Genomic DNA, 10,151 nt, shown 5'->3' on the forward strand with positions numbered 1-10,151 from the left:
CGGGGCCGGGCGGCAGCGAACCGCCTGCCGCCTGCTGCGGACGGTCCGCCGCGCCGGTCCCGAAATCCTGCCAGACGACCTGGTCGGCGCGCAGGGGCAGCACCACCCGGCAGGGCCGGGGCAGGCCAAGGGCCGCGGCCTCGGTCGCGGTGACGCCCACGGCCGGGATGCCCAGGGACAGCGCCAGCCCGCGCGCGGCGGCGACCGCGATGCGGATGCCGGTGAAGTTGCCCGGCCCGATGCCCACGCCGATCACGTCCAGGTCGCGCCAGTCCAGGCCCGCATCCGACAGCAGGCTTTCCAGCAGGGGAAACAGCCGCTCGGCCTGGCCCTTGGTCATCGCCTCGGAGGCCTGCGCCAGAACGGTGTCGCCCCGCAGCAAAGCGGCCGCGCAATGCGCGGCCGATGTGTCAAAGCCCAGGGCGACGGGATCAGGCAACCGGGCGAACCTCGACCACCTCGGGGATATAGTGGCGCAGCAGGTTCTCGATCCCCATCTTCAGCGTCAGGGTGGACGACGGGCAGCCCGCGCAGGCCCCCTGCATGTGCAGATAGACCACGCCCCGGTCAAAGCCGTGGAACGTGATGTCGCCGCCATCCTGCGCCACCGCCGGGCGGACGCGGGTGTCCAGCAGCTCCTTGATCTGGACCACGATGTCCGAATCGGGACCGTCGTGGCTGGCATGGCCCGCGTTTTCCGCCTTGCCCTCGATGGCGGGGGCACCGGACTGGAAATGCTCCATGATCGCGCCCAGGATCGAGGGCTTGAGATGGTCCCAGGGCTGGTCGTCCGCCTTGGTCACGGTCACGAAGTCGCGTCCCAGGAAGACGCCGGTGACGCCGCCCACGGCGAAGATGCGGCGGGCAAGCGGCGAGTTGGCCGCGGTCTCGGCGGCGGGAAAGTCGGCCGTGCCGTTGTCCAGCACGATTTCGCCGGGAAGGAACTTCAACGTCGCGGGGTTCGGTGTGGTTTCGGTCTGGATGAACATTTTGGCCGGGCTCCTTTGGACCGGATATGGCGACGGCAGGCCTGCGGGTCAAGCCGGGCGGGGCAATCAGGTGATGGCTTCCAGCCGTTCCTTGGAAATGTCGGCGGGCACGATGGTGATGGGGCAGGGCAGGGTCGCGGCCTCGCGCAGCAGGCGCGCCAGCAGCGGGTTCTGCGCCGATTTGTCGGGGTTCAGGCCGATGGCGACGATGCCCACCTCGGGGTCTTCGGCCAGGTGGGCCAGCAGCTGTTCGGCCGGGTCGCCCTCGCGAATGACCAGTTCTGGCTCGACTTTCGGGCGCATCCGCATCCATTTGGCGAAGACCTCGAAATGCGCCTCGATGCGTTCATAGGCCTCGGCGCGCATCACCTCGGCCACGCCGAAGCCGTGCTGGATCTCGCTGGGGGGGATCACCGCCAGCACCGTCACCGCGCCGCCGGAATTGGACGCCCGCATGGCGGCAAAGCGCATCGCGTTCAGGCATTCCCGGCTGTCGTCCAGCATCACAAGAAACTTTCGCATCGGTCGCCTTTGCGTCGTTTTTCCCGGCCAGACAGTGGCCGCTTTGCCATGGTCGCGCAAGTCATTCGGCGGATTGCCGCAGGGGCGGTTTCCATGCTTCCCTTGATATGCTACCGCCCGGAAAGAACGAGTTGTTGCAGGGCAGGCATCGTGACGATCCACCACGACTGGGACAAGACCGCTTCGGCTCGCCTGGCCGCGCCGGAGATGGCCTGGTTCGTGGTCGACGGCCATGCCCCCATCAGCAAGCCCTTGCCCCGGCGCAAGCGGCTGTTCGACGTGGCGCTGGCGCTGGTGCTGCTGGTGCCGCTTGCCATGGTGATGGCGGTGGTGGCCGCGCTGATGCTGGTCCAGCAGGGCCGCCCGATCTTCTATTCGGCCGAACGGATGCGCGCCCCGGGCCAGCCCTTCCGGCAGCTGAAGTTCCGCACCATGATCCCTGAACCCGGGGATTTCGGGGCCACCGGCGCGCACAAGCATTGGCGCATCACGCCCCTGGGCCATTTCCTGCGCCGCACCCGCATCGACGAGCTGCCGCAGCTGTTCAACATCCTCAAGGGCGACATGAGCTTCGTGGGCCCGCGCCCGCCCTTGCGCGAATATGTGGAACGCTTTCCGGCGGTCTATTCGCAGGTGCTGAAAAGCCGTCCCGGCGTGACGGGGCTGGCGACCCTGATCTATCACCGGCACGAGGACCGGATCCTCGCCCGCTGCACCAGCGCCGAGGCGACCGAGCGCGCCTATTACCGCCGCTGCCTGCCCGCCAAGCTGAAGATCGACCTGATCTACCAGCGCCACCGTGACCTGCGGCTGGACCTGTGGATCATGTGGAACACCCTCAAGATCGTGCTGGGCTGCAAGGACGAACGGCCGAAAAGGCGGGGGCGGTCCTAGCCGAACGGATCCTGCGGGTAGCCCACGCCGCAGAGATACAGCCCGTGCGGGGGGCAGACCGGACCGCATAGGGCGCGATCGCGCGCGTGCAGGGCTTGCGCTACCCGGTCCGGCGACCATGATCCCGCGCCCACCCGTTCCAGCGTGCCCACGATGGACCGCACCTGGTTGTGCAGGAAGGACCGCGCCCGCAGGGAAAAGCGGTATTCGCGGCCATGGGGGATGGCGGTTTCCTCGATGGTGATCTGATCCAGCGTCTTCACCGGACTGGCCGACTGGCAGATCGAGGACCGGAAGGTCGTGAAATCGTGCCGCCCCACCAGATGCGCCGCCGCCTGTCGCATCGCATCCCTATCCAGCGGGTGCAGCACCTGCCAGACCAGACCCCGGTCATGGGTCGCGGGGGCGCGGCGGACCTGCAGGCGGAACAGATAACGCCGCTCGGTCGCGGAAAAGCGGGCGTGGAAATCGTCGGGCACACGGGCGGCGGCCAGCACCGCCACGGGGGCGGGCTTGAGGTGGAAGTTCAGCGCCTCGGCCAGGCGGAACGGATCCCAATCGCGCGCCAGGTCGGCATGGGCGACCTGGGCCGTGGCATGGACGCCCGCATCGGTGCGCCCCGCCGCCGCGATCCGCGCGCCTGCCGCAAAGCCGGGATCCAGCCGGGCCAGGGCGGATTCGACCGCGCCCTGGACCGAGGGCTGGTCGGCCTGCGCCTGCCATCCGGCAAAGGGACGCCCGTCATATTCGATCTTCAAGGCAAAGCGCGGCATCGGGAAATCAGCGCGCCTTGTCCCTGTCGGGGGTCAGCAGGCCGTCCAGGAACCGGGCGGTTTCCGTCCGGGGCGGCTCAAGCTGCGCAGGCTCGGCCGCCCGCACGCCTTCGCGCGCCAGGCGTTCGCGCAGGACCGAGATCTCGATGTCCAGATCGGTCTTGTCGCCTTCCAGCAGGCGGCGCGACTTGGCACTGAAATCCTTTTCCAGATCGTCAAGGAAGGCTTCATAGGACGCGCGAACGGCCGGATCCCGGGTCTGGCGATACAGGTCGGCGAACTTGACCGTCGCGTCGCGCGCGCCTGTCAGATAGACGCCCAGGTAACGCCGCGCCGCCGACAGGTCGCCGGGATTGCTGCGCACGCGGTCGAACAGATCCTCGACGGTGGCGGCAAAGCGGTCCACGCGCGCTTCCAGCCAGCGGTCCTCGGCGCGCCGGATGGCATCGCGCATCTGCGCCAGGTGGGTTTCGGCTTCCTCGATCATCTTCTGGGCGCGCCCGCCCTGGAAATCGTCCACGCCCGCCATGCCCTTGTCGCGCATAGGGTCGGCCCCGAAAGCCAGCCAGTGCAAGACCATCCCGGTCGCGCCCACCACGCCCGCCCCGGCCAGGCTGCCGGGTTCGGCCATCCCCAGGCCAAGGCCCAGTCCGGTCAGCACACTGCCGAACAGCTTGCGCGGGATGGCCGGGCGGCGGGCGACGCGGCGGACCTGATAGGCGGCCTCGGCGGCCAGGCCCTCGGTCGTCATCCACATGGCGCTGGCGATCACGCCAAAGGCGGCCAGGCTGCCCGCCATGCCCGCGGGATCCTGGAAAAAGGCGCCGAACAGGAAGGGCAGCGCGGCGATGGTCACGTATTTCGGACGCCCGGCCAGCCGGTGCCGGATCGGCGCCGCCGGGACCGGGTTCAGGTTGCCGTCCTGCATCCCGGGCGAGAAGCGCCCGCCAAAGCGTTTCGCCATGCCCTTACCCCGCCCCGAACGAGGCGTAGAGCGTCACCAGAACCAGCAGATAGAAGCCGAGCCGCTGAATGGCGTTCTGCGACATGCCTGTCCTTTCCTTGTGGGCCGCCCTGGCCCGTCCCGTCCTATATCGGCATTGCCGCGCGGATTGCAAAGATCAGTCGCGCGGAAACAGCCGGTCGAGCGCCCGGTCCAGCGGCCCGGGGTTCCCGATGGTCAGCCGCACGGGCAGGGTCATCACCCTGGGCCGGAACGCGCGGGGCAGGCGGGCGGCATCCTTTTCGGTGGTGACAAGCTGCGCGCCCAGCAGCCGCGATTCGGTTTCCAGACGGGTCAGCAGGGCGGGGGTGAAGGGCTGGTGATCCTCCAGCGCCTCGGCGCGCACCAGGTCGGCCCCCAAGGCGGTCAGGGTGGCGAAGAATTTCTCCGGGTGGCCGATGCCTGCGAAGGCCAGGACGCGGTGGCCTTGCCAGTCCATGCCCATCTGCAACGGGGCAAGGTGGCCGCGCAGATGCGGCGGGCCTTCGGGGGCCGTGAAGCGGGCCTGCGCATCGTCCGGGCCGATGGACAGCAGCAGGTCCGCTCGGGCAAGGCCCGTGGCCACGGGTTCGCGCAAGGGGCCGGCGGGGATGCAGAGTCCGTTGCCGAAGCCCTTGGCGGCATCGACCACCACCAACGACAGGTCATGGCGAAGGGCCGGATCCTGGAAACCGTCGTCCAGGATGATCGCCCCCGCGCCATCCGCCACTGCCGCCCGCGCCCCTGCCAGCCGGTCCTTGGCGACCCAGACCGGGCCGAAGGCCGCCATCAGCAGGGGCTCGTCCCCGGTCAGGGCGGCGTCATGGCGGGCCTCGATCACCCTCAAGGGCCCTTGGGCGCTGCCGCCATAGCCGCGCGAGACGACATGGGCGGCGATGCCCCGCGCTTGCAGCGCCTGTTGCAGGTGGATCACCGTGGGCGTCTTGCCGGTGCCGCCCGCGTTGAGGTTGCCCACGCAGATCACCGGCACGCCGACCCGCGCCCGCGCGCCCCCCGCCAGTCTGCGGGCGGTTGCGCGGGCGTAAGCCGCGCCCAGGGGCGCCAGCAGCCGCGCGGCCAAGGCGGGCGGGCGCCGATACCAGAAGGCAGGGGCGCGTTTCATGGCTTGGCCTTTCCGAGGGCGTCCAGCACGGGGGCGCAGATGCGGATGGTCACGTCCGCGCCGCCGGTGCTGACGGTCCAGGCATTGCTGGCAAGCGTGGCGATCAGGTCGGGTTGGGACAGTTCGGCGATGGCCGCGGCCAACCCGTCGGCATCGGCCACCTGCCGCGCCGCGCCCGCGCCGCCAAGCTGCTGCCATTCGGTCGCATGGCGGTCCGTGTGCGGGCCGTGGACGATGGCGGAACCCAGGGCGGCGGGTTCAAAGGGGTGGCGGGCCGCAGTGTCGTCGCCCCCCAGCGTGCCGCCCAGATAGGTGACGGGGGCCAGGCGATACCAGAGCCCCATCTCGGTCGGGCCGTCGGTCAGCATGACATGAACCTCGTCGGTGGGATCCTCGTCCAGGGACCGGCGGGCGACGGTCAGGCCGCTGGCCTCGATCGTCTCGGCCAGGGGGTCGATGCGGTCGGGATCGCGCGGCGCCAGGAACAGAAGCGCCCGGTGGGACTGGGCCAGCGCCGCGTGATGGGCGGCAAGGACGGCCGCTTCCTCGTCCGGAGGGACGGATGCCGCCAGCCAGGCGTGGCGGCCGCGCAGAAGCTGGGCCATGACGCTGCGCTCGGCCTCGGAACAGGGCAGGGGGTCGCGGATCTCGGCCACGGGGCCTGTCATGGCGACGCGCCTGCGGTCGGCGCCCATGCGCAACGCGGTGGCATGGCTGGCGGGATCGGTGACCAGCACCGCCTGCATGGGACGCAGCAGTTCGCGCCGGGCAAGGGCGCGGATCGTCCAGCCGGCATCCTCGGGCGCAAAGCGCGCCTCGGCCAGGATGACCGGCAGGGCGCGGCGGCTGGCGGCCTCGATCAGCGCGGGCGGCAGGGCCGAGCCCAGCAGCAAAAGCGCGGCCGGGTCCGCCTGCATCAGCGATTCGGCCGCCAGAGCGGACGTGTCGCCCAGTTCCAGGATGCGCAGGTCGGGCCTTGCGCGCATCAGGCGGCGCTGGACCTGCGAAAAGGCCAGCCGCGCGTCGGGCGAGACATGGACCAGCAGCAGCGGACCCGCGCCCTGCGGGACAGCGGGCGCGGGTGCGGCGTCCTGCCCCGTGGCCTTGCGAAGCTGCCACCACAGGCCAAGCCGCCCGATGCCGAAACCGCCGCCCTTGCCCATGCCGTTCCCCAGGCGTCGGGCGATCAGCCCTTGACCCCCAGCTCCTCGGTCGCGCTGGCGGCGGCTTCCTCGTCCCGCAGGCGGTGCAGGTGGGCGATGAAATAGCGGGTATGGGCGCTGTCCACGGTCCGCTGCGCCTCGGCCTTCCAGGCGTCATAGGCGGACTGGTAGTTCGGGAAGATGCCGACGACGTGGATCTTGTCGGTGTCGCGGAACTGCGTGCCCTGCGGGTCGATCAGTTCGCCCCCGAAGACGAGGTGCAGGCGCTGGCTCATGGCTGTTTCCTATGGTTGTGCTGTGCGCTCCAACGTGGCAGCGCGGGGGTGAGGCGGCAAGGCCGGGGGCGCTTCGCCCCCCGGACCCCCCGAGGATATTTGGGCCAAGGTGAACGAGCGGTCACAGCCCTGCAAGCCGCATGATGGCCGACCATTCGTCGTCCTTGACCGGCTGCACCGACAGGCGCGAGTTGTTGACCAGCACCATGTCCCGCAGCGCCGGTTCCTGCCTGGCTTGGTCCAGGGAAATGGGGCGCGGCAGGGGCATCACGGCCTTCAGGTCCACGCATTCCCATTTCGGATCTTCCGCCGTGCTGTCGGGATGGGCCTCGGCCACGACCTCGACAATGCCCACGGCTTCCTTGCCGATGTTGGAATGGTAGAACAGGCCCCGTTCGCCCACCTTCATGGCGCGCATGAAGTTGCGCGCCTGGTAGTTGCGCACCCCGTTCCATTCCTCGCCCGCCTCGCCGCGCGCCACAAGGTCGTCCCAGCTGAACACGTCGGGTTCGGACTTGAACAGCCAGTATGCCATCAGCCGACCACCTTTTTCCATTCGGTGATCTCGACCGATTCGAACAACCCGGCCAGGGCATAGGGGTCGCTGGCGGACCATGCCTTGGCCGCATCCATGTCGTCGGCCTCCAGCACCAGAAGCGAGCCGCGCATCTGGCCTTCGGTCAGCATCGGGCCGCCGAACAGAACGGCGCCGGTGTCACGGACATAGGCCAGGTGGGCTTCCCGATTGGCCATGCGGGTATCCAGGGCGCCGGGCTTGTCCCGGCAGATCAGGGCGAAAAGCGGCATCATTCCTCCTTCAGGGGGCGGGTCATCAACTGTTGGGCGGCGTCGTCCACGGTCATGCGGCCTTCGGCAAGGGCGGCGACCATGGCGGCGATGGGCATGTCGCAGCCGATCCGGCGGGACAGGGCCGCGACGGCGCGGGCGGTGGCGGCGCCTTCCACGGTGGTCGTGGCGTCGAAGGGCTGGCGCGCGCCGAGGGCCTGGCCATAGCGGAAGTTGCGCGACTGCGCCGAGGTGCAGGTCAGCGTCAGGTCGCCCAGGCCGGACAGGCCGGTCAGCGTTTCCGGGCGGGCCCCGAGGCGGGCGGCGAGGCGGGTCATTTCCGCGAAGCCGCGCGTGACGATGGCGGCGCGCGCGCTGTCGCCCAGGCCTGCGCCGATGGCCACGCCCGCCGCGATGGCGATGACGTTCTTCAGCGCGCCGCCCAGTTCCGCGCCGGTCACGTCGGTGGTCCGGTAAAGCCGCAGGACGGGGGTGGAGAGGTCGTGTTGCAGGGCGCGGCCCGCGTCGGGGTTGGCGCAGGCGAGCGTCAGGGCGGTCGGCAACCCGCGCGCGATGTCTGCGGCGAAGGAGGGGCCGGTCAGGACGGCGACGGTCGCCCGGGGGCAGGCCTCGGCCAGCAGCGTCGATGGGCCGGTGAGGTGCGTCAGGTCGATGCCCTTGGCGGTGCTGACCAGGTGCTTGCCGTCCAGGCGCGCGGCATGGTCCGCAAGGAACCTGCCAAGCGCCTGCGCGGGCAGGGCCAGCAGCAGGGTGTCGGCCCGGGTGGCCGTGGCCAGGTCGTCGGTGATGCGGATTGAATCCGGCAAGGTGACGCCCGGCAGGCGCGGGTTGTCGCGGCCCCAGCGGATGTCGCGCGCCCAGAGCGTCACCGGGCCGTTCGCCGACAAGGCCACGGCCAGCGCCGTGCCGAAGGCGCCCGCGCCCAGGATCGCGACGCTCATGCCTTGGCGCCTTTCTTGCCGCCGCCCAGCATGGGTGCCGCATCGCGGTCCAGCGGCCAGCGGGGGCGGGCGGCCAGGTCCATGCCGTCGCGATGGCCCAGGGCAAAGCGTTCGGCCCCCGCCCAGGCGATCATCGCGCCGTTGTCGGTGCACAGCGCCAGCGGCGGGGCCAGGAAGCGCGCGCCCGCGTCCCGCGCGACAGCCTCAAGCGCCGCCCGGACCGTGCGGTTGGCGGCGACCCCGCCCGCCACAGTCAGCACCGGGACGGGATGGGCGGCCAGGGCGCGGCGGGATTTCTCGGCCAGAACCTCGGCCACGGCTTGCTGGAAGGCGGCGCAAAGGTCGGCGCGGTCCCCCTGGCGCAAGCCGCCCTGGTCCGCGATCAACTGGTCGCGCAGGCGCAGCGCGGCGGTTTTCAGCCCGGAAAAGGATAGGTCGCAGCCCGGCCGGTCCAATAGCGGGCGCGGCAGGGAAAAGCGGTCGGGGTCGCCGGTCGCGGCCTCGGCTTCGACGGACGGCCCGCCCGGTTGCGGCAGGGCCAGGAGTTTCGCCAGCTTGTCGAAGGCCTCGCCCGGGGCGTCGTCGATGGTGCCGCCAAGGCGGGTGAAATCCTCGGGCCCGTCCACGCGCAGGAACTGGCAATGCCCGCCGGATACCAGCAGCATCAGATAGGGAAAGCCGATCCCGTCGGTCAGGCGCGGCGTCAGCGCGTGGCCCGCCAGGTGGTTCACGCCCACCAGCGGCAGGTTTGCCCCCGCGGCGATGCCCTTGGCGCACATCACGCCCGCCATCACCCCGCCGATCAGCCCCGGCCCCGCCGTGACCGCGACCGCCGTGACATCGGACAGCGCCACGCCCGCCTGCGACAGCGCCTGTTCCACCACCAGATCCAGCCGTTCGGCATGGGCGCGGGCGGCGATTTCCGGCACCACGCCGCCGAAATCGGCGTGCAGGGCGGTCTGGCTGTGGACGACGGAGGACAGGATCCGCCGGCCGCCCGTCACCAGGGCGCAGGCGGTGTCGTCGCAACTGCTCTCGATGCCAAGGAAAATCTGGGTGTCGTCCATGCTCTTGCCGGGCGGGGGAATGGCGCTTACGCCTTGGGCCCTAGCATCGGCCAGGGGGAATGCCAATGTCCAGCGCCACGCGGCCCGTCCTGTTGCTGACCCGTCCCCAGGCGGATTCGCAGCGGTTCGCGGCGATGCTGCCAGAGTGGCGGGCGGTGATCTCGCCCATCCTGCGGATCGTGGCGGTGGACCATGACGGCGCCGCCCTGCGGGATGCGCCGGGGCTGGTCTTCACCTCGGCCCATGCGGTGGGGGCGGCGGGGCCGGGGCGGGGGCGGCTGGCGCTGTGCGTGGGGGGGCATACGGCGCAGGCCGCGCGCAAGGCGGGGTTTGCCGTGCAGGTGGGCAACGGCTTCGCCGAAAGCCTGCTGCCGCTGATCCGGGACGCGGGCGTGCCGCTGGTCCATCCGCATGGGCGGCACCTGGCGCGGGAACTGCCGGTGCCGGGGATGGTCGTCTATGACCAGAAGGCCCTGCCGCTTGGCGACGAGGCGCGGGCGGTGCTGGCCGGTGACGCGCCGGTGGTCCTGCCGCTGTTTTCGCCCCGCAGCGCCCGGCTGGTGGCCGAGGCCGCGCGGGGCGCGCGGGCGCCCTTGTGGCCGGTCGCGATCAGCG

The 10,151-nt window shown here is 70.8% G+C and carries 14 protein-coding genes; 2 read left to right on the forward strand and 12 right to left on the reverse strand.

All coding sequences use genetic code 11. The annotated features are described in order from the left end of the window. From tsaB to JX613_RS19115, 3 genes are all read right to left on the reverse strand, one after another. Positions 1–439: tRNA (adenosine(37)-N6)-threonylcarbamoyltransferase complex dimerization subunit type 1 TsaB (gene tsaB / locus JX613_RS19105; protein ID WP_207103063.1), on the reverse strand; the 439-nt coding region annotated here is incomplete at its 3' end. Continuing rightward, a complete protein-coding gene (locus JX613_RS19110; RefSeq protein WP_207103064.1) occupies positions 432–989 on the reverse strand; it encodes a NifU family protein in 558 nt (185 codons plus the stop codon). The genes tsaB and JX613_RS19110, both read right to left, overlap by 8 nt. Before the next feature lie 66 nt (positions 990–1,055). Then, positions 1,056–1,511, reverse strand: coding sequence for a universal stress protein (locus tag JX613_RS19115; RefSeq protein ID WP_207103065.1), 456 nt, complete (start codon positions 1,509–1,511; stop codon positions 1,056–1,058). Positions 1,512–1,661: 150 nt separating this feature from the next. Between JX613_RS19115 and JX613_RS19120 the strand changes: the two genes are divergently transcribed. Then, positions 1,662–2,405: a sugar transferase gene (locus JX613_RS19120; protein WP_336512339.1), complete on the forward strand. Its 744-nt coding sequence runs from the start codon at positions 1,662–1,664 to the stop codon at positions 2,403–2,405. Here the strand turns inward: JX613_RS19120 and truA are convergent. The 9 genes from truA to tsaD all read right to left on the reverse strand — a co-directional run bounded on the left by truA (position 2,402) and on the right by tsaD (position 9,536). Beyond that, the gene (gene truA / locus JX613_RS19125) at positions 2,402–3,178 is read right to left on the reverse strand and encodes a tRNA pseudouridine(38-40) synthase TruA (protein ID WP_207103066.1); all 777 of its coding nucleotides are present in this window, start codon (positions 3,176–3,178) and stop codon (positions 2,402–2,404) included. The two genes, JX613_RS19120 and truA, sit on opposite strands and share 4 nt — an antisense overlap. 7 nt (positions 3,179–3,185) lie before the next feature. Continuing rightward, positions 3,186–4,142 (reverse strand): 5-bromo-4-chloroindolyl phosphate hydrolysis family protein, encoded by a 957-nt coding sequence (locus JX613_RS19130; RefSeq protein WP_207103067.1) that lies wholly within the window; start codon positions 4,140–4,142, stop codon positions 3,186–3,188. A 157-nt stretch (positions 4,143–4,299) separates the two neighbouring features. Further along, positions 4,300–5,283: a tetraacyldisaccharide 4'-kinase gene (lpxK, locus tag JX613_RS19135; RefSeq protein WP_207103068.1), complete on the reverse strand. Its 984-nt coding sequence runs from the start codon at positions 5,281–5,283 to the stop codon at positions 4,300–4,302. Next, positions 5,280–6,446 carry a 3-deoxy-D-manno-octulosonic acid transferase gene (locus JX613_RS19140; protein WP_207103069.1) on the reverse strand — a complete coding sequence of 389 codons (1,167 nt, stop codon included), beginning with the start codon at positions 6,444–6,446 and terminating at the stop codon, positions 5,280–5,282. The genes lpxK and JX613_RS19140 overlap by 4 nt, the downstream gene beginning before the upstream one ends. A 23-nt stretch (positions 6,447–6,469) precedes the next feature. Beyond that, the gene (locus tag JX613_RS19145) at positions 6,470–6,721 is read right to left on the reverse strand and encodes a DUF4170 domain-containing protein (RefSeq protein ID WP_207103070.1); all 252 of its coding nucleotides are present in this window, start codon (positions 6,719–6,721) and stop codon (positions 6,470–6,472) included. A gap of 121 nt (positions 6,722–6,842) precedes the next feature. Further along, entirely contained in the window at positions 6,843–7,256 is a 414-nt protein-coding gene (locus tag JX613_RS19150; RefSeq protein WP_207103071.1) for an EVE domain-containing protein, read from the reverse strand. Continuing rightward, positions 7,256–7,531 carry a YciI family protein gene (locus tag JX613_RS19155; protein ID WP_207103072.1) on the reverse strand — a complete coding sequence of 92 codons (276 nt, stop codon included), beginning with the start codon at positions 7,529–7,531 and terminating at the stop codon, positions 7,256–7,258. Before JX613_RS19155 ends, JX613_RS19150 begins: the two co-directional genes overlap by 1 nt. Next, the gene (locus JX613_RS19160; protein ID WP_207103073.1) at positions 7,528–8,469 is read right to left on the reverse strand and encodes an NAD(P)H-dependent glycerol-3-phosphate dehydrogenase; all 942 of its coding nucleotides are present in this window, start codon (positions 8,467–8,469) and stop codon (positions 7,528–7,530) included. Before JX613_RS19160 ends, JX613_RS19155 begins: the two co-directional genes overlap by 4 nt. Then, positions 8,466–9,536, reverse strand: coding sequence for a tRNA (adenosine(37)-N6)-threonylcarbamoyltransferase complex transferase subunit TsaD (tsaD, locus tag JX613_RS19165; protein ID WP_207103074.1), 1,071 nt, complete (start codon positions 9,534–9,536; stop codon positions 8,466–8,468). The genes JX613_RS19160 and tsaD overlap by 4 nt, the downstream gene beginning before the upstream one ends. Positions 9,537–9,601: 65 nt before the next feature. Between tsaD and JX613_RS19170 the strand changes: the two genes are divergently transcribed. After that, positions 9,602–10,151 (forward strand): uroporphyrinogen-III synthase (locus JX613_RS19170; protein ID WP_207103075.1); only part of this gene is annotated, 550 nt, incomplete at its 3' end.

It is taken from the genome of Paracoccus shandongensis (genome assembly GCF_017315735.1).
In the GTDB taxonomy this organism is placed as follows: domain Bacteria; phylum Pseudomonadota; class Alphaproteobacteria; order Rhodobacterales; family Rhodobacteraceae; genus Paracoccus; species Paracoccus shandongensis.

Bases quoted from the DNA above. Each gene is read 5' to 3' on its own strand.
- JX613_RS19110 (WP_207103064.1), bottom strand. From the start codon at position 989: ATGTTCATCCAGACCGAAACCACACCGAACCCCGCGACGTTGAAGTTC.
- JX613_RS19115 (WP_207103065.1), bottom strand. From the start codon at position 1,511: ATGCGAAAGTTTCTTGTGATGCTGGACGACAGCCGGGAATGCCTGAAC.
- truA (WP_207103066.1), bottom strand. From the start codon at position 3,178: ATGCCGCGCTTTGCCTTGAAGATCGAATATGACGGGCGTCCCTTTGCC.
- JX613_RS19130 (WP_207103067.1), bottom strand. From the start codon at position 4,142: ATGGCGAAACGCTTTGGCGGGCGCTTCTCGCCCGGGATGCAGGACGGC.
- lpxK (WP_207103068.1), bottom strand. From the start codon at position 5,283: ATGAAACGCGCCCCTGCCTTCTGGTATCGGCGCCCGCCCGCCTTGGCC.
- JX613_RS19140 (WP_207103069.1), bottom strand. From the start codon at position 6,446: ATGGGCAAGGGCGGCGGTTTCGGCATCGGGCGGCTTGGCCTGTGGTGG.
- JX613_RS19145 (WP_207103070.1), bottom strand. From the start codon at position 6,721: ATGAGCCAGCGCCTGCACCTCGTCTTCGGGGGCGAACTGATCGACCCG.
- JX613_RS19150 (WP_207103071.1), bottom strand. From the start codon at position 7,256: ATGGCATACTGGCTGTTCAAGTCCGAACCCGACGTGTTCAGCTGGGAC.
- JX613_RS19155 (WP_207103072.1), bottom strand. From the start codon at position 7,531: ATGATGCCGCTTTTCGCCCTGATCTGCCGGGACAAGCCCGGCGCCCTG.
- JX613_RS19160 (WP_207103073.1), bottom strand. From the start codon at position 8,469: ATGAGCGTCGCGATCCTGGGCGCGGGCGCCTTCGGCACGGCGCTGGCC.
- tsaD (WP_207103074.1), bottom strand. From the start codon at position 9,536: ATGGACGACACCCAGATTTTCCTTGGCATCGAGAGCAGTTGCGACGAC.